We start from the raw sequence: 19,961 nt of genomic DNA, 5'->3' as shown, positions 1-19,961 counted from the left end.
GGCCCATTAGTTTACGTAGAGCTTCTGAAAGGGCACAATGACGTCCGCGGGAAGCAGGTCGTTGAGCCGGCGCAGCTCTTCCACCGAAATGCTGTACTGGCGGGAAATCGAGTAAAGGCTCTCCCCTTCCCGCACCTGGTGGGTGGCACGCAGGTCGGTCTGAACCGGTGCGGTCGTTCCGTAGGTGGCAGGAGCAGCATCTCCCCCACTGATGTCGATCCCTCCGCCGTAGGCCGGTGGAGCAGACGGTCTTCCAGCGTCCGGCACGGTGCGGGCCGGGGGCGGCACGACCACGTTTACCGCGGGCTGGGCCACGGAGGCGGGTTGGGGGTAGCTGTCGGTATAGTCCTGGGGCATCTCCGGATATTCGCTGCTTGCGGCGGGCGAAGGAGCCGGAGCGACGTAGGTACTCGGCCGGGGAACCTCGACTTCCGGCAGATCATTGGTCACCGCAGCGGCCGGCGGGGGCGGGCAATTACAGTCGCTGGTCTTCAACCTTTGTCCGATTTGCGCGACCGCCTGATCGCTCACGCCGTTAAACTCGCGAAAGCGGGCGGTAGTGTAGCCAAACCGAAGGGCAAGACTGGCGAAGGTTTCACCCGGCTGGACGATGTGAAATTTATCGGAGGTTACGGAAATAGGTTCGGAGGTTTCCCGCTCGTAGGGGACGGGCACTGCCACTACTGGCGCTGCGTATTCCTCCTGGCTCGGTGGCGGCACGGTGGGTTCTACCCGGTCGTCGCCGACCGCGAGCTGCTGGCCTACGTATATCGTATTATCGACTAATCCGTTGCGGTGCTTAATGGCATCCACCGCAACTCCATAGCGCCGGGAGATCGCATAAAGCGTTTCGCCGGGAGCGACGTAGTGGATGGTAACCGGAGTTGTCGCGGGGGGCGGGGACGCAGATGCAATGACGTGGGGAACATCCTTCGCCTGTGCCTCGGTGCTGATGGAGGGGGGTGGTGCGGCTTCCACGTAGATTGGTCTGAAGGAGCGTTGCTCTTCGGTATAGTTCGTAGCAGCAGTGTCGTTCCCGTCTTCTCGTTCGCGGAGGTAAGTGATCAGGTCGGTGCCGTTCACCTCGCGGGCCGAGATTTCCGACTCCTCGCTAAACTTACCGTCGCCACCCATGCGGCGTTGTACGATACCTAGTCCCGGGATCAGTTTGTATTCGATGATCGGGTGGGCGCTAAGGGGATTGTGCTGACGGAATAGAAAGGCACCACCGAGCTCCTCTCCTTCCTTTCCTTCAAAGTATACGTGGGCGCCCTGGTTCCCATTGTCGAGATTCACTCCGATGACGGCATCATCGGGAGTAAAACTGAACGCAGCAAAGGGAGAGCGGTACCGAATGTCGTTGCCCCGTTGCTGCATTACCGCCGCCATCACTACGGGTTGCATTTGGTACTGCTCATCACCGGTGGGAAGCACGACGAATAGGTGGGTTTGTCCACTGTTGATCCGATCGGCCAGCTCGGCCGTGAGGGACAGGTCGGAACAGGACAGGTACTGCGGGGGCAGGATGTGGCGGTAGGTTGCCCCTTCGGCGTCCGTTTCGAAGATAAGTTGGGATCCGTCGGAGACGGTCAGTCCGTAGGCAAAATAGTCCATCCGGGATGCTCCACCTACGGTTCGCTCGTAGCGAATGTGGTCGCCGCAGCCTTCATCGAACAACAAATAGACCTGATCCGCCCGAAGTCCCGTCGCCCCAATCAACAGCGCAAATAGTACCAAAATTGGTTTCATCATCTAAGTGGTTTGGTATCGTAAATGGAAGGGGCAATAGACGGTCTAACCGGGATGAAGTTCACAACAATTGACGGACGCTACGCGAGAAACACACCCCATCCCGGAGCGTAAGGTAGGGACAATAGTGTATTTAGCACCCAGAGCTCTAAGGGATAAAAATATCAAATGTTTACAAACAAATCCCGCGGTGAGCCCCTCTTAACATAAACTCAAACGGTATGAAATTTTTGGCTGTGTTCATCCTCCTTATTGGTTCCTTCGCCTGCGGTTCGAACGGCAACAGACAGGACATTGACCTAAGCGACCAGGTGGTGGAAAGTCCGGTCGACGGGGTCGGCCATTACGTGTACGCCCTCAACCTGCCGGAGACGATCACCGCCGGCGAGAAGTTTGAGGTGCAAATGGAATGGCGCACCGTTGGCAGCGTAGATCCCAACGCCCGGTACACGATGGATGTCACGCTCGCGGGTCCCGCGACGAAGGTCTATTCGGTCCCCTCCGGCGCCAATACCGTCGGAGAGCTGCACCTGGCTAACTGGCTGAGTTACCGCTTTGACGTTCCGGCGGATTTCTCGCCGGGCACCTATATGGTGGGCGTTCGCTTGCGCGACGCAAACCGCGATCTACAGGAGGTACCCCTGGGCTACAAGGAATCACTGAACATGAGCGACGGGTTTTACCGGCTGGGTTCCGTAGACTTGGTCGCCGAATAGATCAGACCTCCACGTAGTGATCGTCCAGCCTACGCTCCTTTGGTTCACCGAGTTTGCCCACCGACTTCGCGACGAGCATGGCCACCGTCGCGTCTCCGGTAACGTTGGCAACCGTACGGCACATGTCGAGGGGACGGTCGACGGCGAAGATTAGGGCTAACCCCACCTCCGGAATCCCCACCTGTCCGAGCACGATCACCAGCATAACCATTCCGGCTCCCGGTACGGCCGCCGAGCCGATACTGGCCGCCAGTGCCGTTGTGATGATGGTGAGCTGGTCGCCCAGATCCAGACCGATGCCGTAGGCCTGCGCGATAAAGACCGCTGCGACCGCCTGGTAGAGGCTCGTTCCGTCCATATTGATGGTGGCGCCGATGGGTAGTACGAAGCTCGTGACTTCTTCATCGACCCCCAGGTGTTCTTCCACCCGCTCCATGGTCACGGGAAGGGTGGCCGCGCTCGAGCTGGTGCTAAAGGCGAGTAATTGAGCGGGACTGATGCCGCTCATAAAGCTCGAGTAGCTGCGCCCCGTCACAACCTTTACCAACAGGGGGTAAATGACAAGGACCATTATTGCCAAGCCACCGAGCACGCAGGCGCTGTACTTCAGCAGGGCAAAGAAGAGATCCTTGCTCGGAGCCTCGACCACCAGGGCCGCCAGCAGAGCAAACACTCCGAAGGGTGCCGCAGCCATGATCATGTCGATCAGTTTGAGCACGACTTCGTTGACCCCGTCGAAGAAATCCTTGACCGGCTTGGCCCGCTCCGGTTCGATGAGGATCAGGCCCACGGCGAAGAAAATGACGAAGAAAATCACCTGCAGCATATTGCCATTACTGCTCGCTGCACCTACAATATTGTCCGGGACGAGGTCGACCAGTGCCTGGAGGGGTCCGGTATCCGCTTGCTCGTTGGCGGCCGTGATCCTTGCTCCTGCGTCCTCCGCAAAATCATTCAGCAGGTTATCGCGCGTGGTTTGGTCGAGTCCCCGACCGGGCCCAACTACATTGACGATCAGCAGGCCGATAACGATGGCCACGACCGTGGTCGAGATGTAGAGTAAGATGGTGCGGACGCCCATCGTGCTCAGCTTGCTGATGTCCTTCAGGTCGGTGATGCCCTTAATCAGGGAAGCCACGATGAGCGGGATCGCGATGAGTTTGAGGCTGTTGATGAAGATGGTGCCGAAGGGCTTGATCCAGTCTTCGACGAAACCGCCCCACCCCTGGGTGGAAGCCAGCACCCCGAAGGCAACCCCGAACGCCATGCCGAGTAAAATCTGCCAGTGCAGTGCAAGCTTTTTCATGATTTGGTTGGTTGGGGGCTGAAAATAGGTCGGCGGAGGTCACACCGCAAAACGGCGGTCTACCCTAGATCAGGTTGGGGTACTCGTCTTCCGGCGGTTTGGGGATCGGGGTAATCATGGGCAGATCGACCACCTTGGCCTCCTTGGGTCCGATGGTGATGAAGCGCAGAAAGCCCCCGTGGCACTCGGCAATGTGGCGGGCGAAGGTGCGGAAGTTGTGGTAGTACAGGTATCCGTAAGGCTCGCGGAGCTTGGGCAGAATCTGGTTGAGCTTGCTGAGCTCGCCGACGATGTACTTTTCCCGCTGCTCGATGCCGTTTTGCATGCCGTTGTAGAGCTGCTGAATCCGCTCGGAAAGCCCCTCGTCGATCATCTCGTAGTAGGCGTTGAGCCGACCGCGCGTATTGTAGCTGCGGATGTCGGCCAGGCGCTGGGCTTCGGAGAGTTCCACTTCGTCGAGCACATTATCGGCCGCCCCGACCAGAATCGTAATCAGGGGGATGGCGTCGAACATGAGCTGCTGCTCTTCCGGGGTCAGGGTGTTGAACTCTCTCAGCATTAGTTTCTACTTTGGGCCAACAAACATACAATGCACACCCCAAGCCCATGCAGCAATTTCTCCTTTTTTTGATGGCGGTGGTCGCGGGAGCTATGCTGGCGGTACAGGCTGGGCTCAATAGCGGCATCGGTAAGGCGGTGAAAAGTCCGGTGTACGGTGCCCTGATTTCCTTCGTTACCGGGGGAATCGCGCTGCTAGTGTACTGCCTGGTCACCCGGGTTCCCCTGGGCAACCTGCGCCGCGCCTTTGAGCTGCCGTGGTACTACTGGATGGGGGGGGTGCTCGGCGGGTTTTACGTGTTTGCGATCATCGTACTGGCCCCCCGCCTCGGCGTGGCCCTTACGATCGGACTGACGGTGGCCGGGCAGATGGTGTTCAGCTTGGTGATCGACCACTACGGCATGATGGGGATTCCCCAGCAATCCATCAATTGGCTGCGCGTCGCGGGTATCACCCTCATCATCGGGGGCGTGGTGATGCTGCGAACGAACTGAACTTGTTTACCTTTGCCGATTCTATAATAGGTATACATGGGATGGTTTAAACGACTCAAGGACGGCATACAGACGGCCACGCGCAACAAAAAAGAGGCTCCGGAAGGCCTCTGGTACAAATGTCCCCGCTGTAGCGAAACCGTGACCCGCAAGGAGTTGCGGGAGAACGTTTATAAGTGCCCCAACTGCAACTACCACGAGCGGATCGGCTCCCAGGAATACTTCGACCTCCTCTTCGACGGCAACTTTGAAGAGTACGAAGCCGATATGGAAGCCGTGGACGTGTTGCAGTTCAAGGACCTCAAATCCTACAAAGACCGCCTGAAGGCGGCTAAGAAAAAGACCGGCCTGTCGGACGCCATCCGGGTGGCCCGTGGCAAACTCAACCGGCGCCCGCTCATCGTCGCCGCCATGGACTTCGGTTTCATCGGCGGAAGCATGGGCAGCGTTGTCGGAGAAAAGATCGCCTTCGCCATCGACGAGGCCCGCAAAACGCGTACTCCCCTGCTGATTATTTCCAAAACCGGCGGTGCGCGCATGATGGAAGCCGCGTTCAGCCTGATGCAGATGGCCAAAACCAGCGTGAAACTCAGTCAGTTGGCAAAGGATGGCGTGCCCTACTTCAGCCTGATGACCGACCCCACCACCGGGGGCGTAACGGCCAGCTACGCCATGCTCGGCGACATCAACCTGGCCGAGCCCGAAGCCCTGATTGCCTTTGCCGGCCCCCGGGTCGTGAAGGAGACGATCAAGAAGGAACTTCCCGAAGGATTCCAAACCTCCGAGTTTTTGCTGGAGCACGGCTTCCTCGACTTCATCGTCGACCGGGCCGAACTCACGGAGCGACTCAGCGACCTCCTGCACCTCTTCGAGTCCGCCCACAGGCCTAATTAGGCGATTGCAGCGCTTCGCGGTACACCTCGCAACCACGCTCGAACCCAGCGCGCGATCAGAATTCCCAGGCGAAGCCAGCCGACCGTCCCGGTAAGCTTACTCACCAGGCGAATGATGTCGACGGTAGTCCCCAGAAAGAAAGCGACCCCCTCCGCCATCCGCTTCAGGTATGCGGTATGGGCCCTGCGGTCCGCTCCGGACGCCGACGTATCGAGAAAAGACACCACGTCGAAGTCGATGACAAACTTCGTCAGCAGCACGGGATGCCGGCCCTCCACTGCCTGCCCCAGCGATACGAAGGGCCTTCCCAGCAGGTAATGGGCAAAGTACCGGAAGCCCGCCAGAAAACAACCGATCCCTTCCTGGATGCGCTTCACCACCGACTTCACGAAGTCGAATACGGCCCCGAGGAGGTCATCCACCACCCCGGTAATCCATCCGACAACCCGTCCGATCGCCCGAAAGGCCCCGCGGATCAACCCCCGAAGTCCGTAGTACACCCTCCGGTCTGGATACTTATGTAACTCGCCGTAGGGCCCTTTAAATTCCTCCCGACGGTGGGCGAGCTGGTCATCCAGGGCCGCTTCCTTCCCCTCCCTCCTGATCCGGTCCCAGATCAGTTCCTCCTCCCGATTGGCCGTGGCCTCATCGGGTGGCATATATGCGTCCAGCAGCATACCGGCCAGCCGCAGGTCTACCACCCACAGCCGGTCTTCCCCCTCCCCCGCCGGCAGGCAAACCCGATTTAGTTGGTGCTCCTTCAGCGTACCGCCGGCCTCGCGCTCCTGTTGGATCAGCGCGAGCAGTGCGTCGTGACTCATCCGACCGAATAAGCCGTCGAGGGTACCGGTGTAGAATCCGGCCCGCCACAGACACAACTGCAGCAACCGTACCCCGAGCCGGTTATTTCCGGTGTCCTGGTGGAACGCGTTCTTAGCAACCTTTTTGCCCGCCCGGCGACTGAGGCGGTCGAGGAAGTCAGCCCCCCGATCCGCCGGTCGGTCAAGGTCGTACACCAGAAAATACGGTTGCCGACGATCCGGCAAAAAGCGGTGGCGCTCCCTAAATTTTTCGAATACAATTCGGGCGTCCAGCAACAAGGCCTGTAGGCCAGGGTGCAGGTGATGGTCCTCCCTCCGGGGAAGCCACTGATGAAAGGGGTCCCCCAGCGAATTGTCGAGGGTGTGCAGGAAGGGCACCAGGTCGGCGTCGAAATACACCTTGCGTGCATCCGTTCTGCGATCCACGAAGTCGTGAAAATAGAGGCGAATACGAAAGGCCAGGCTCCGGCCGTAAGCCGTGCGCTCCCCAATGCGGTAGCTTGGCCTCGGTGAGAGTTCGGCATCGAAGGAGGTCAGGGCAGCCGCCCGGTGTACCAGGATGGCCAGGGTACGTTCCGTCCAGTCGAGCCGGGCTGTCCGATCGGCAGCGGGGAATTGGTCTACCTGTCCGAAGGGGGCATAATCGTCCTCGCTGACAAACTGCCCAACGGCCGATAATACGGCATCGAGCAGCACCGGCGACAATTCACCTTCTCCGTTTTGTCTCCATTCGTGCCACTGCCGGAAGCGGGAGGGAGTGAGGTAGGCAAGGTCGGTTAGGTGTTGCACCAATTCGTGCAACTGTCCGCGGCGATTGTGCATATCCCGTCCTCCGCGCTCGAAAACCGGGGAGGGACCGGGAGGGAAGGGCATGGCGTAGCGCACCGGCAGTTCCTCCTCCGCGGCGGCAAGGGCCCGCCGGGCTACGTCCGGTGAAAAGTCCAGCTCCCCCAGTTGGCGGCAGGTGGCGATGAATGCTTCGGCCCCCACCCCACGTTATTTCTTATTTCCGATCAGGAGCTTTGCGATACCATCGGCCATGGCGGCGCGTGCGATGCCGGCTGCCTTTACGGACTCGTTGTGGAAGTTCAGGTAGATGGCCTCGTCGGTAGACAGATTTTCTCTGACGAAGGAGACGGTGTCCTTGTCCAAACTAACGTGGGTGGCGGCTAGTGCCGATAACTGGGAGTCCCGTTTCATGATTCTTCCCTCCAATTCGCGCATGATGCGGGAAAACCGGAGGGGCCGGTCGCCGTCATCGTTTCCGTTTGACGCGACCTCGACGTCGTTGACCTGAACGGTGAGGTTACCCGTGAGGGTGACTACGTCGAGGCTGCTCATATCGTTGATCAGGTCGCCGAATGTTTTATTTTCTGACATGGAGTAGTGTGGTGAGGTAAGTGGTATTAATGAGGCACTGCGCGCAACCTGTCGAGTTGACTGCGCAGGAATTCGCAGGATTTGCCGGGAACGCGGGAGCAAGTTTCTTCGGGTAGCAAGGTGTACCGGAAGATAGGCTTTATTCCCGGTTCCTGGGGCCGGGTGTATGTCAGTAATAAATCGCTCAGCAGGGTGTAGGCCCCCATGGTGAGTCGCGGCCCGCCGGCCACCCGCCGGCCGCCCCGGTCCTGGTCTCTGCGGGCGGTGAATGGGGTGCAGTCGATCAGCTCGTCCAAATCGTTCAGATAACTCCTGCCGCTGATGACCTGACATCCGGCGCTCCAATTGCTTATTCCCAATCCGCTCCAGTGAATGTTGAAGGTGGGATTGGGTTTTCGATCAAATCCGTCGCGGCGGTTCTCTGGGGTCGGGGCATTGTGTCCGTGAACGTCGCGGATCACCATCACACCCTCCCCCGCTGGGCGTCCGGCTTTGTAGATCCGTGTCCTTCGTCTCCCGCTGATGTTGTGCCAGTCGAATCGGTAGCGGTGCTGGCCCTCCACCAGGTAACCTTCTTTTTTGGGACTCGGATCCGCATCCACCGACCCCCAGAAGTAGAACGATTTGCCGTTAATGAGCAAGACGAAAAGGTCGTCTACCGACCGATCCGCTTTGTCCGGTAAACGGAAGGAGGCCCCGGAACGGAAGGCGATCAAATGTGGTTCGGCGGGATCGAATTGCCAGTCTTCGGGTACTAACGAATCTCCGCGGCGGTCGGCACGGAGAAGGTGCTGCATGACGGATGTCGGGTGATCCCGGTAGTAAGCGGCACAATCGTTTAGGTAGCTGAACCAGTGTTCGTAGTCCGGGGTGGCCTGCCCGTCCGACCAACGGCTGCGTTTGCCCTCCCGCTCCCATCGATCGAGGTGGTGCAGGGTGTCGTTTCCAACAATGCCGTCCGGCCAGGAGGGAGGCTCGTCACTGGTTCCGTCCTGCACCAGATCAGTTGTCCTGACGTATTCCTGGAACAGGCGTACGGCGGCCTGGGTCACGTAGCCGAAGATGCCGTCGTGGGCGGCGTGGGGCATGAAGCCGGCCGCCTGTAGCCGGTGGGTTAGTGCCTTGATGCGGTCACCGGGCAGTTGTTCCCACTCCCGCCATTCGTTGCAGCTGTCGTCGCGGAAGCGCAGTTCGCTCTCGGGAAAGCCGACGGGGTGATGATAAAGGGTAAGAAACTTTCGCTTCTCCGCCGCGGAGAGCGAGACCGGGGCATCGGTACGGCCGAGACGCAGCAGTTTCACTTTTTATCTTTAAAGTTAGTGACCAATTTCGGCCATTGCATATTTAATTTTTCTAAGGCGTCGACGATGATTTCCGTCATGATATAGTCGCGGTACCACCGCTGGTCGACGCCCACGATGTGCCAGGGAATCTCGCTGCGGCTGATGGCGTCCTCGTACGCGGCCCGGTAGGCGTCCCAGTGTTCGCGTTCCTTCCAGTCGCCGTCGTTGTGCTTGTAGAACTTGTCGGGCTCCTCCAGTCGCTCCATCAGTTCTTCCCGCTGCTGTTCCTTGCTGATGTGGAGATAGAATTTCAGGATCAGGGTCTGGTTGTCGTAGGCGAGCAGGTGCTCGAAGGCATTGATGCTTGCCAATCGTTTACTTACCTGCTCTTCGGTGATCCAGCCGTGCACCCGTTGCACCAACACATCCTCGTAGTGGCTGCGATTGAAGATCACCATTTCTCCCTTGGCCGGCACTTGTTTGTGGATGCGCCAGAGAAAGTCGTGGTCAAATTCCTCCTCCGTTGGCTTTTTCCAGGGTACGGCCCGCAGACCGAAAGGGGAACACTCCCCGAAGACATTCCGCATGGCACCGTCCTTACCGCTGGCATCCATCCCCTGCAGGACGATGAGCACGGCGTATTCCCGTTCGGCCACCAACAACTGGTGCAGCTCGGCAATGCGTTGGGCGCGCTGGCGGGTGATCCGCTCGGCTTCGTCCCGGTCGAGATCATCGGGTGCCCGGGTGGGGATGTTGCTTAGGTTGACGGTGCCCATAGTTGGGGGTTTTCAGGGAGTGGAGCTTACCAGAAGTAGCCGACCAGGATGAAGGTGAGGATAAGGAGAATCAGGGCCTGGTAGCGGTAGTTCTTGTACCAGACCACCCCTTCCAATTCACGGGATTCGGCGGCGATGATGCCGTTGTTCCAGGTGTAATTCGCCACCTTCTCCGCGGGCGGGGGGGGAGTTGCCAGGCTCACGACGACATTGATAATGGCGCAGGCCAGGAAAAGAAAGGAGGTACGGTAGAGAAAGTGCATCTCCAGAAACGCGTTGGATTCCATCGTTCCTCGGGCTACCATCACGCTCATGATGACGTACACAATGGAAACCAGTGCCCCGATGATGAGGCTATAGAATGCCCCGTGACCGTTTGCCCTCTTGTAGAACATACCCACGATAAAGGCCGCGGCCACCGGAGGTGCAATAAAGCTCAGTACGATCTGTAAGTATTCCCACAGCGATGCGGCTTTTTCGATCTGGGGAGCCCACAGGCAAGCGAGTACCACCAGGACCAGGGTCGAAATCTGACCGATCCGCACCAGTTGCTTACTGGTCAGGTCCGGTTTCATCTTGATGGCGAAGTCCATCGTGATCAGGGTGGATGCTGAATTGAAGGTGGCACTGACCGAAGACATCATCGCGGCGAGCAGTCCGGCCAGAACCAACCCGAGGACTCCCTTAGGCAGCAGCGTAAACAACAGCAGGGGGTAGGTCGCATTCGGACAGTCGACCAGGTTCTGGCACACGCCCCCGTCGGGCAGTTTGTACGCCAGGGTGGCGATGTCGAAGTCCTTAAACAGGATGATGGCCAGGGTGCCGGGAAGGACCATGATGAAGAGCACGGGCAGCTTCAGCAGGCCGGCAAAGAGCGCTCCCCAGCGACCGTGGTTCAGGTCTTTGGCGCCGAGCACCCTCTGTACCATGAACTGATTGGTGGCCCAGAAATAGAACCCGAGGATGGGCGCACCAAAGAGCAGACCGGGCCACGGCATGAAGCGGTCATCGGCCGGGCGCACCAGGCTCAGCACCTCCTCGGCGTTTTGGGGAGTATAGTAGGTGGATTCGTATACGCGGTCGGCAAGCGGAATGGTGGTGGTCGCGACACCCTCCAGCACCCCGGAGGCTTCGGCGTTGATTTCGTTGATGTTGGGCAGCTCTCCGGCAGCGCCCAGGATATCGAGCTTGGCGATCATTTCGCTCCAGCCCCCCACTTCGTCGAAGGCATAATACGTGATTAGGCAACTGCCGATTACGAGCAGGATCGCCTGGATCACTTCCGTCTGAATCACCGAATTTAACCCACCCGGCACCGTGTAGGCGGCCGCCGCAATGGCGAGGATGGATACAATCGTGAAGGTGTTCAAATCAGGGAACAAAAGCTTCAACACCACCGTGCCGACGTACAGGCCCGAGGCGGTGTCGATCAGGACGTTGCCGACGATCGTGATGAAGCTGAAGTAGTAACGGGAACGGACGTCGTACCGCCGTTCCAAAAATTCCGGCATGGTGTACACCTTCGACCGAAGATAGAAGGGCAGAAAGAAGATGGCGAAGAACACCAGTACCACTGAGGCCAGCCATTCGTAATTAAAGACCTGGGTATTGGTCTTGGCGGCGTCCCCGGCCAGACCGACCAGCGTCGAACTCGAAATATTCGCGGCAAACAACGAAATTCCCACGATGGGCCAGGTCATGTTCCTCCCGGCCAGGAAGTATTCTTCCGATGTCTGCGCCTTGGCGGAATACAGACCGTAACCAATAATAAAAACGGCGTAGACCGCCATCACCGTAAGGTCTAGCCCGGTCAGTTCGAATGTGTTCATGTATCGACAGTACTAATGAGTTCATCGCGTAAAAACGCGTGTAAGTATAGTGAAATACCGGAATAACCCGGCAATCGGGTTTCACCCAGGCTTAATTTCCGGACGGCTCAGCTTTCATGAATTGCACTGCACCCGCGCACCCGCCCGAAATTTTCCCTAATTTTGCGGCATGACCAAACTGCTGCCCCTGTGGCTTTTGTTACTCGCCGTTGGCTGTAGATCTAAGGTGTCCGGGGATGTGGTAACAACTGATGACAACGGGCTCCGGATCGAAGCCTTCGATGAGGCGGCTACCCGATCGCTTTTTGGGGAAACACCCGTGATCGAAGTGCTCTTTGGCGGCATGGACTGGTCCGAAGGCCCCCTCGTTCTTCCCGACGGCACGGTTATTTGTTCGGATGTTCCCCGCAACCATATTTTACAGTGGGTCGGGGATACGAGTCGGGTATGGCTAGCCAATTCCGGTGCGGCAGCCAATGAATACAGCGGGGAACCCGGCAGCAACGGCCTGGCTCTTACGGCCGACAATCAGCTCCTGCTCTGTCAGCACGGTAGTCGGCGCGTGGCACGCATGGAGGCCCCCGTCACTGCCCCCCGCGCCGAATACAGCACGCTGGCCGACCACTACGAGGGCAAACAGTTTAACTCCCCCAATGACCTGGTGGTAGCCCGTGACGGCAGCGTCCTGTTTACCGATCCTCCCTACGGCCTACCCAGGGATGCAGAGCGTGACATGGACTACTGCGGCGTATTCCGGGTCGACCCCAGGGGAACGGTTACCCTGCTGACCAAAGAGTACAGCCGGCCGAACGGCATCGGGCTGAGTCCGGACGAAAAAACACTCTACATCGGCAATTCGGACGGGAAACGGGCGGTGGTGACGGCCACGCCCATCCTCGACGAAGAGTTCACCCTCGGCGAGGCACGCATCCTTATCGACGCGACCGACCTGGCCGGCAGCGTTCCGGGATCACCCGACGGACTGGCCGTAGCCGCCGACGGACGCATCTACGCCACGAGCCCCGGCGGCGTGTGGGTGATTAAGCCCGATGGAACCCTATTAAGTAAAATACGCAGCGACGCGCCCGTATCCAACGTCGAATTGTCGCCACACGAAGACTGGCTCTACCTGACCAACGACGACCGGCTAGTACGGGTACAACTCAATAAAATATGATCCAGCTAAACGATCACGACATTAACGACGCAGCCACCGCCATCCGGCGGGGTATGGAGGTGTACATCCACCGCGAACACGGCCGCATGCTCATCGCCGACGACCCGGAACGCAACGTGCGCGCCGATCCGGAAGTCTTCGAAGCCATCATGCAGGACGTGACCCGGGACCCCGATGCCTACATCCACATCGAGCGAATGACCGCCCCGGAAGCCATCAAGGTGATGGCGGCCTTCACCGACCGCGTCCGCAACCAGGAGCTCTGGCAGGCCCTTACCTATGCCCTGAAGCGGCCCAACCCCTTCCAGAACTTCAAGGCGGAACTGGCCCGCTTCCCCAAAAATTACGAAAAGTGGCGGGAGTTCCGTCAGACCAAATACTCCGACTACGTGCGCGGAAGAGTACAGGAAGCCCAGTAAGCCTTGACCGCCAGCGTTCGCCGCCTGCGCCGCAACCAGATCGATGACGCGCGTTGGGACCAAGCGGTCCTCGAGGATGCGCGCCCCCTACCCTATGCCCTGAGCTGGTGGCTGGATGCGGTTACCGAGAGGCACTGGGACGGATTGGTCTACGGAGACTACACCGCCGTGCTTCCCCTGCCGCGCCTGCGGCGCTTCGGTATTGTACCGGCACTCGTCCGTCCTCCCTATACCCAGCAGCTGGGCCCGTTCGGAGCGTTGAACGGGAGGGTCGTCGGGGCGCTGCTGCAGGCCGTTCCCGCCGCCTTTCAGATTTCCCTGCCCCTGCGGACCGATCTCGATCCTGGTGATATACCCGACCGTTTCGCTCGCCGCAGACGGACGAACTACGTCCTAGACCTCGATCGACCCTATGCCGACTTAACCCGCGCCTTTCCCAAAAAACTGCAGGCGTACCTGAAAAAAAGCAAGGAAGATGTCTTGGTTTCGATCACTCCCGCAGCGCTGGTGAGCCAGTGTCGGCAACAGTTGGGGGCACGCGACGGGATGCGGGAATCACACTTTCGGCGCTTGCGGGACCTGATCGACGCAGCAACTCCCCGGGGACACGGACAGTCCTACGCACTATGGGAAGAAGGCGAATTACTCGCCGTAGGGTTTTATCCCGAGCTGGGCGGACGGACCATCAACCTGGTGGCCGCTTCTACCCCCCGCGGACGCAAACGCAGGGGAATGAGCAGGCTGATCGCGCTCGTGTTGAAGGACCGGGCGGGGAACGCGGGTGCAGTGTTTGACTTCGAAGGTTCCGAGCTTCCCGGGGTGGGAGCCTTTTTCGCAAAGTTCGGATCTTTTGACGAGGGCTATTGGCTCATCGAGGAGAAGCTGTTTGGTCTGGCATAGGCCACAACTGCCGGGCCCCGGTGCCGTTGTGCTGTGAAACCGACCTCGACATGCCCGAATTGCCGGAAGTCCACAACTTCAAACTTTACTTCGATGCCGCGGCGACCGGACAAACCATCGCATCGGTAAGGGTGCACGACGATTACATCATCCGGAATATGTCCGGCCCCGCCTTCGCCGATGCCCTCGCCGGTAGAACCATTACCGGCAGCCTGCGGCGTGGCAAGTACCTTTTTGCCGAACTCGACAACGGGCACAGCCTGCTTCTGCACTTCGGCATGACGGGCGATCTGAACCTCTACCAGGATGAAGTAGACCGCCACAAATTCGAGCGCTTCGCGCTCCACTTTACGGACGGAAATATTCTGGGTTTCGACGATCCAAGGAAGTTCGCACGCATCCTTTACCTCCACGATCGGGACACTTACATCCGAGAGATCAAATTAGGACCGGATGCCCTAGACATTTCCCTGCAAACCTGGCTGACCGCCGTGCGGGGCCGCAAGACAACGATCAAGGGGGTGCTGCTGAACCAATCCATTCTCGCGGGCGTCGGAAACCTGTACGCCGACGAGATCTGCTACCGCACCCGCATTCACCCGGCTGCCCGCGTCGATTCCCTCACCGACGAGCAACTCACGTCCATCCACACCGAAACCGTAGCAGTCATGACGTACGGAACCGAAAATGCACCCTACTACAAGAATTACCCAGAAAACTGGTTCTGGCACGTATGGCGACAAGAAGGCAAACCCGGACCGGAAGGAATCGGAGAAGTCAAGATCACCAAAGTAGCGGGGCGTACGACGTATTATGTCGAGGGGTGGCAGATGTTGGTAGAGTAGTTCGGTAGTACGGTAGTACAGTAGTTTTATCTACACTACTGTACTACCGTACTATCGTACTACCCGACTACATCCTCTCCGGCATCTCTATCCCCAGTATCCCCATACCCGATTTGAGGACATTGCCAACGGTGCGGCACAGGCTCAGACGGAATGCAACTGCGGCTTCGGTATCGGCATTCAGGATGCTTACGTCGTGCCAGAATTTGTGCAGGTTTTTGGCGAGTTCGTAGCAATACATGGCCACTACGGACGGATCGTACTGGGCGGCGGCATCGCGGAGCAAGGCTGGGTAGGCGTACAGTTGGCTGATTAGTTCGCGTTCGGTGGGTTCTAGTCCGGAATAGTTGGCAGCGGCAGTGAGGTCGCGCTCCCCCGCTTTGCGCCAGACGGCCCGGGTACGCACGTACGCGTTCTGCACGTAGGGACCGGTTTGCCCCTGTAGATCGACGCTTTCCTTCGGGTCGAAGGTCATGCGCTTCTGGGGGCCCACCTTGATGATCTGAAACTTGAGGGCCGCCATGCCGACCTTGCGGATGATCTCGCGGCGCTCTTCCTCACTGAGTTCACTGGTTGCTTCCCGCTCGAGGCTAGACTGGTAGGCTTCCTGAATGACTTCGTCCATCAGGTCATCGGCATCGACTACGGTACCCTCGCGGCTTTTCATCCGGCCCGTGGGCAAGTCGACCATGCCGTAGCTAAGGTGGAAGAGTCCGTCGGCGTAGGGTTCCTCCAGTCGCTTCAGTAGTTCGAAGAGCACCTGGAAGTGGTAATTCTGCTCGTCGGCTACGGTATAGACCATGCGGGTGGCACCGAAGTCATCGTAACGTAGGCGCGCGGTGCCCAGGTCCTGGGTGATGTACAGGCTGGTACCGTCGCTCCGCAGAATGGCTTTTTGGTCGAGGTTGGCGTCGGACAGATCGGCGAAAACGGAACCATCCTCCTTGCGGTAGAATGCGCCTTTTTCCAGCCCCTTTTCAACCATGTCTTTACCGAGCAGGTAGGTCTGGGATTCGTAGTACAGTTTATCGAAGCTGACTCCGAGGCGGCGGTAGGTTTCGTCGAATCCTTCGTATACCCAGCCGTTCATTTTGTTCCAGAGGGCCACCGTTTCGGCATCGCCGTCTTCCCACTTCAGTAACATGTCCTTAGCGGCGGATCCCAGTTCGCTGTAGGTATTGAAGTACTTGTTCTTGTAGCCCTTCCAAAAATCCTCGGGGGATAGCTGTTTCGGGTTGTTTGCCAGTACGGTAGCAGCGGTATCGGACCGTTGCCATTGCTTGTACTCCTCCTGGAAGTGTTGCTCGAACTTGACGTAGTACTTTCCGACAAAGTGGTCGGGCTTCGTGCCGGTAGACTTTGGCGTCTCACCTCCGCCAAAACGCTGCCAGGCCAGCATCGATTTGCAAATTGCGATGCCGCGGTCGTTGATGATCTGCACCTTCTTGACGTCAAACCCGGCGGCCGAGAGCAACTGACTGGTCGACCATCCGAGCAGAATGTTACGCACGTGACCGAGGTGAAGCGGCTTATTGGTGTTTGGGCTGGAAAATTCGACGACGACCCGTTCGCCGTTCTTTTCGGCCGTTCCGTAGGCTTCGTCGGCCGCAGCGTCGAGGAGAAATTCAATCCAGTACTCGTGAGAAATGACCAGGTTTAAAAACCCCTTGATCACGTTGAAGTCGCTCACTTCGGGCAATTCCCGCTGCAAGTATTTTCCGAGTTCCGTACCGATCTCCTCCGGTTTTTTCCGCGCTAAGCGGGTGAGGGGAAAGGTGACTATGGTAAACTCACCGACGAATTCCTTGCGCGTCGATTGGAGGGTAATATCCTGCCCCGCGGCATCGATACCGTAGAGCGATTCGAGGCCGGCGCGGGCACCGGAAGTCAGTTTTTCTGGAAGCTGTTGGATCATATGGGCGGCAAAGATAGGGTGTAGCTCCGGGACGATTTATACGCCTACATCGGTCAGGGAGACCCGCAGGTGTTCCAACGTCTCCTGTGCGAGCGCCCTTACTTTTGCCGGGGTTCCCGGGTCGTCGACGTAGTGGGCGAGCACGGGGATGTACTGGGCATCGCCCAGGGTCGAGATCAGGCGCAACGAGGCCATTTTTAGTTGGTGGTCGCGCCCACGAAGGTTACGACGCAGTGCCTTGAACTCGAGTCGGCGCAACTCGTTCACGTTCTCTTCCAGCGGCGGGAACTCGCTGCCCTGCCCGGCAAGCATGCGTTGCCGCCGGTCGAGCAGGGGAATGATCAGCCGCTTCAGGGAAAGCTCGAGCAGGTTGTCCAAAAACTCGATGCCGCTGATCTGAATGGAGGTCGTGTCGCTGTTCAGGGCAAGGTGGACGGGAATGATGTCCGCCGGTGGATAGCGCAGCCCCAGGAAACGAAACATCCGGTTAAAGGTACCGGTCATCCGTTGCCGCAACAGATTAGCGTAGGCCTCCCGGTAGGCCAGCTCCTCTTCGTTGCGGGTGAAGCGGAGCAGGATGTACTGGTTATTCAGTTGGTGTTGCTGGGACTCGTAGGTCCTTGCTTCGGCTACGATCTGCCGGTAGATCAGTTTTGCCGGCAGGTTCCGTTTCGGAAAGTCGCGGCGCATGGCGTTCAGCGCCCGCAGTACTTCCATGCGCAGCGGCAGGTCGTGGGGATACCACCGCTCGATCAGGGAGAACAAAATATCGACGGTTTGCTGCCGGTCGATCTTCTCCAGCACGGACGGCAATCGGCGCACCTCTTCCAGCGACAGTTCCTTCGAAGCGATCAGTCCCGGAACCACCGCAAGCAAACCGCCCTGGTACTGCACCAGTGCATTGATTACGAGCGGCCGCATGGTGGGTACCGTAATAAGGTGTAACAGGGGCACAATAAGGTTCTCGTGGAGGCTTTCACCGGCCGCCAGGATCGCGTAGCGTAAAACGGTTTCATCTTCCTCCAGCAAGGACCGCTGAATAAAGGCCCGCCCGGTAGCCGTATTCGACCGCCCGGATGCCTTCAGCAGGTAGTGGTACCACTTTGTCCGCACCTCCTCGGGGTAGGTGGGCAACATGCGAATGTGGCGGCGTAATCGCTGACTGATCTTCCACTGCCGTTGCCCGAAATCGTTACTGGCCATCTCGGTCGCCAGACTCACGAGCGCCGCCCCGGCAATGTCCGGATCTGGATCATCCAGGTGAGCGATCAGCGTTTCCGTACCAACCTCCTTGGGCCGGGAAAACAGGTAGTCGAAGGCAGCCGACCGCACCAGCTTGTCGGGATCGCGCAGCAGGGGCATCACCTCATCGATCAGTTCGATTCCGGGCTGCAGATAAAGGCTACGCAGCGCGCGCGACCGTACGCTGCCCGATGGATGCGTGAGCAAGCGGCGCACCGGTTCGCGGAACGACTCGTTGCTCAGGTCGTCGGTTCGCTCCAATACGTACAGCAGTTGCTTCTCGTGGGTGCTCATTTGCCCCTCTTCCAGCACTTGCAAGAAGCCCGCCATTACCTTTCGGTGGTGGCTTTTAAGGCGGCTGCGGTGCTGCTTGGGCTTCAGGTGGGAGAGCTGCGCGCGGAACGCCTCTATGTATTCTTCCCTGATCAGGATTACGCTGACGATCCAGCCCATGACCAGGATAAGGATGAACCAGCTGATGGCCGGCGCCGATATACCGAGCACCTGCGTCAGTGCGATCAGCAGCAGTCCGCCGAAGCCGCCCGCCAGGCTGTCCACAAAAACATCGATGTAGGTCTTCACTTTTTTCTTCGTCTCCTCGTCAAGCGGTAAGAACAACATTTCGATGCTGGCCCGCCCCAAACTTTGCTTCAGGCTGCCGTCTACCGAGCGGCTGATGATCGCAGCGTTCAGTCCGGGCATGAAGAGCATAACGGCGGCACCGAAGCCGAGTCCGACCGGTAAGAACAGCAGTGCCCCACTGACTCCCAGACCCTGAACGACCCGATGAGTGAGCAACAATTGAATGCCGAGGGCAACAATGTTAAAGGTGGAATACCAGAAGCCGAAGAAGGCCGCCAGCCGGTCCTGGTCGCCGTAGCGCTCCGCGGCCAGAACACTAAACTGGTAGTCGACCAGCTTGGCTACCGTCACGCTTAGGGCAACGATGCCGCAGAGCAGCAACAGGTGCCGGTTGCCCAGGATAAGGCGGTGGGGCGCTAGGTTGTCGGTATTCGATTTTTTCTTCCGTGAAATGACGCTCTTCCGTTTCACGACGTAGCGGCGCCAGATGAAGGCCGTAAGAATGAGACAGGGGATCAGTAGTGATGCAGCCAGGAACACCAGGTTCCGCGCACCGATTTCCCTTGCGAGGAGGGTGGTCACATAGCCCCCGGCAATACCACCCGCGATCGCCCCGGCCCCAATGAGCCCGAAAAGACGTTTGGCCTGCCGCACGTCAAAGACGAAACTGGCCATCATCCAGAACTGGGAAGCGGCCAGCACCCCGAAGATGGCCGTCCACAAGTACAGGACCACCGCCACCATCGGCCGGGCCGGCGGCAACCGCATAAAGGCAGCACAGGCCAGCAAAATAAACAGGCAGACCACCAGGGACACGACACTGACTTGCAGTAAGTTATACCTCCTGAGTGCGGCGGAATATCCGGTGCTCACTACGGCAGCAAGACCGGCGGTACCGAGAAAAATGTAGGGTAATCCCACCGCACCGTATTCGGAAAGAAAGAGCGCGCTGGCGGTAGGCTTTACGATCAGCAGCGTGCAGATGATGAGAAAGACCAACAACTGGAGCAAAAGCACGGCCCCCCACTCCCCGGGACGGGCGCGAAATAGCTTGCTCAGAACCTGCTGCATGGG

Annotated in this window: 17 protein-coding genes; 7 read left to right on the top strand and 10 right to left on the bottom strand. The window is 58.7% G+C overall.

The window, feature by feature from the left end; translation table 11 throughout:
- Positions 1-6: 6 nt before the first annotated feature.
- Positions 7-1,752, bottom strand: coding sequence for a LysM peptidoglycan-binding domain-containing protein (locus GGR28_RS01705; RefSeq protein ID WP_183493982.1), 1,746 nt, complete (start codon positions 1,750-1,752; stop codon positions 7-9).
- Between the two features lie 218 nt (positions 1,753-1,970).
- Between GGR28_RS01705 and GGR28_RS01700 the strand changes: the two genes are divergently transcribed.
- Positions 1,971-2,465, top strand: coding sequence for a hypothetical protein (locus GGR28_RS01700; protein WP_183493981.1), 495 nt, complete (start codon positions 1,971-1,973; stop codon positions 2,463-2,465).
- A gap of 1 nt (position 2,466) precedes the next feature.
- Here GGR28_RS01700 and GGR28_RS01695 read toward each other — a convergent pair whose 3' ends face one another.
- Both GGR28_RS01695 and GGR28_RS01690 read right to left on the bottom strand, forming a co-directional pair.
- Entirely contained in the window at positions 2,467-3,771 is a 1,305-nt protein-coding gene (locus GGR28_RS01695; RefSeq protein ID WP_183493980.1) for a dicarboxylate/amino acid:cation symporter, read from the bottom strand.
- Between the two features lie 64 nt (positions 3,772-3,835).
- Positions 3,836-4,330, bottom strand: coding sequence for a hypothetical protein (locus GGR28_RS01690; RefSeq protein WP_183493979.1), 495 nt, complete (start codon positions 4,328-4,330; stop codon positions 3,836-3,838).
- A 47-nt stretch (positions 4,331-4,377) separates the two neighbouring features.
- Here GGR28_RS01690 and GGR28_RS01685 point away from each other — a divergent pair, with 47 nt between their 5' ends.
- Positions 4,378-4,824 carry a DMT family transporter gene (locus tag GGR28_RS01685; protein ID WP_183493978.1) on the top strand — a complete coding sequence of 149 codons (447 nt, stop codon included), beginning with the start codon at positions 4,378-4,380 and terminating at the stop codon, positions 4,822-4,824.
- Between the two features lie 36 nt (positions 4,825-4,860).
- Positions 4,861-5,718 carry an acetyl-CoA carboxylase, carboxyltransferase subunit beta gene (gene accD, locus GGR28_RS01680; protein ID WP_183493977.1) on the top strand — a complete coding sequence of 286 codons (858 nt, stop codon included), beginning with the start codon at positions 4,861-4,863 and terminating at the stop codon, positions 5,716-5,718.
- Here accD and GGR28_RS01675 read toward each other — a convergent pair.
- From GGR28_RS01675 to GGR28_RS01655, 5 genes are read right to left on the bottom strand one after another with little or no spacing between them, the layout of a single operon-like run.
- Positions 5,715-7,529, bottom strand: coding sequence for a hypothetical protein (locus GGR28_RS01675; RefSeq protein WP_183493976.1), 1,815 nt, complete (start codon positions 7,527-7,529; stop codon positions 5,715-5,717). The genes accD and GGR28_RS01675 overlap by 4 nt on opposite strands.
- Before the next feature lie 6 nt (positions 7,530-7,535).
- Complete coding sequence (locus GGR28_RS01670; RefSeq protein WP_183493975.1) at positions 7,536-7,919, bottom strand: hypothetical protein; 384 nt, start codon at positions 7,917-7,919, stop codon at positions 7,536-7,538.
- A 26-nt stretch (positions 7,920-7,945) separates the two neighbouring features.
- The gene (locus GGR28_RS01665) at positions 7,946-9,220 is read right to left on the bottom strand and encodes a peptidoglycan-binding domain-containing protein (RefSeq protein WP_183493974.1); all 1,275 of its coding nucleotides are present in this window, start codon (positions 9,218-9,220) and stop codon (positions 7,946-7,948) included.
- On the bottom strand, positions 9,217-9,978 hold the full coding sequence (locus GGR28_RS01660) for a PPK2 family polyphosphate kinase (RefSeq protein WP_183493973.1): 762 nt from the start codon (positions 9,976-9,978) through the stop codon (positions 9,217-9,219). The genes GGR28_RS01665 and GGR28_RS01660 overlap by 4 nt, the downstream gene beginning before the upstream one ends.
- Before the next feature lie 26 nt (positions 9,979-10,004).
- Positions 10,005-11,807, bottom strand: a complete 1,803-nt coding sequence (locus tag GGR28_RS01655) for a sodium:solute symporter (protein ID WP_183493972.1) — start codon at positions 11,805-11,807, stop codon at positions 10,005-10,007.
- A 169-nt stretch (positions 11,808-11,976) separates the two neighbouring features.
- Between GGR28_RS01655 and GGR28_RS01650 the strand changes: the two genes are divergently transcribed.
- Genes GGR28_RS01650 through GGR28_RS01635 form a run of 4 tightly spaced genes read left to right on the top strand, consistent with a single transcriptional unit; the run spans position 11,977 to position 15,148 of the window.
- Entirely contained in the window at positions 11,977-12,984 is a 1,008-nt protein-coding gene (locus GGR28_RS01650; RefSeq protein ID WP_183493971.1) for an SMP-30/gluconolactonase/LRE family protein, read from the top strand.
- On the top strand, positions 12,981-13,403 hold the full coding sequence (locus tag GGR28_RS01645; RefSeq protein WP_183493970.1) for a UPF0158 family protein: 423 nt from the start codon (positions 12,981-12,983) through the stop codon (positions 13,401-13,403). Before GGR28_RS01650 ends, GGR28_RS01645 begins: the two co-directional genes overlap by 4 nt.
- A 3-nt stretch (positions 13,404-13,406) precedes the next feature.
- A complete protein-coding gene (locus tag GGR28_RS01640; protein WP_183493969.1) occupies positions 13,407-14,303 on the top strand; it encodes a GNAT family N-acetyltransferase in 897 nt (298 codons plus the stop codon).
- 50 nt (positions 14,304-14,353) lie between these two features.
- Positions 14,354-15,148: an Fpg/Nei family DNA glycosylase gene (locus GGR28_RS01635; protein WP_183493968.1), complete on the top strand. Its 795-nt coding sequence runs from the start codon at positions 14,354-14,356 to the stop codon at positions 15,146-15,148.
- A gap of 67 nt (positions 15,149-15,215) precedes the next feature.
- Here GGR28_RS01635 and argS read toward each other — a convergent pair whose 3' ends face one another.
- Together argS and GGR28_RS01625 are read right to left on the bottom strand one after the other, a co-directional pair.
- Positions 15,216-17,063: an arginine--tRNA ligase gene (gene argS / locus GGR28_RS01630; RefSeq protein ID WP_183493967.1), complete on the bottom strand. Its 1,848-nt coding sequence runs from the start codon at positions 17,061-17,063 to the stop codon at positions 15,216-15,218.
- 36 nt (positions 17,064-17,099) lie between these two features.
- A complete protein-coding gene (locus GGR28_RS01625) occupies positions 17,100-19,958 on the bottom strand; it encodes an Npt1/Npt2 family nucleotide transporter (protein WP_183493966.1) in 2,859 nt (952 codons plus the stop codon).
- Between the last annotated feature and the right edge of the window lie 3 nt (positions 19,959-19,961).

It is taken from the genome of Neolewinella aquimaris, assembly GCF_014197245.1.
In the GTDB taxonomy this organism is placed as follows: domain Bacteria; phylum Bacteroidota; class Bacteroidia; order Chitinophagales; family Saprospiraceae; genus Neolewinella; species Neolewinella aquimaris.
Note: the sequence above shows the minus strand (reverse complement) of the source record. Positions and strands in the feature narration are given on the sequence as shown.

Excerpts from the sequence above, each read along its gene's own strand:
- argS (WP_183493967.1), bottom strand. The coding sequence starts at position 17,063 with ATGATCCAACAGCTTCCAGAAAAACTGACTTCCGGTGCCCGCGCCGGC.
- GGR28_RS01670 (WP_183493975.1), bottom strand. The coding sequence starts at position 7,919 with ATGTCAGAAAATAAAACATTCGGCGACCTGATCAACGATATGAGCAGC.
- GGR28_RS01650 (WP_183493971.1), top strand. The coding sequence starts at position 11,977 with ATGACCAAACTGCTGCCCCTGTGGCTTTTGTTACTCGCCGTTGGCTGT.
- GGR28_RS01690 (WP_183493979.1), bottom strand. The coding sequence starts at position 4,330 with ATGCTGAGAGAGTTCAACACCCTGACCCCGGAAGAGCAGCAGCTCATG.
- GGR28_RS01625 (WP_183493966.1), bottom strand. The coding sequence starts at position 19,958 with ATGCAGCAGGTTCTGAGCAAGCTATTTCGCGCCCGTCCCGGGGAGTGG.
- GGR28_RS01705 (WP_183493982.1), bottom strand. The coding sequence starts at position 1,752 with ATGATGAAACCAATTTTGGTACTATTTGCGCTGTTGATTGGGGCGACG.
- GGR28_RS01635 (WP_183493968.1), top strand. The coding sequence starts at position 14,354 with ATGCCCGAATTGCCGGAAGTCCACAACTTCAAACTTTACTTCGATGCC.
- GGR28_RS01700 (WP_183493981.1), top strand. The coding sequence starts at position 1,971 with ATGAAATTTTTGGCTGTGTTCATCCTCCTTATTGGTTCCTTCGCCTGC.
- GGR28_RS01685 (WP_183493978.1), top strand. The coding sequence starts at position 4,378 with ATGCAGCAATTTCTCCTTTTTTTGATGGCGGTGGTCGCGGGAGCTATG.
- GGR28_RS01695 (WP_183493980.1), bottom strand. The coding sequence starts at position 3,771 with ATGAAAAAGCTTGCACTGCACTGGCAGATTTTACTCGGCATGGCGTTC.
- GGR28_RS01655 (WP_183493972.1), bottom strand. The coding sequence starts at position 11,807 with ATGAACACATTCGAACTGACCGGGCTAGACCTTACGGTGATGGCGGTC.
- accD (WP_183493977.1), top strand. The coding sequence starts at position 4,861 with ATGGGATGGTTTAAACGACTCAAGGACGGCATACAGACGGCCACGCGC.
- GGR28_RS01645 (WP_183493970.1), top strand. The coding sequence starts at position 12,981 with ATGATCCAGCTAAACGATCACGACATTAACGACGCAGCCACCGCCATC.
- GGR28_RS01660 (WP_183493973.1), bottom strand. The coding sequence starts at position 9,978 with ATGGGCACCGTCAACCTAAGCAACATCCCCACCCGGGCACCCGATGAT.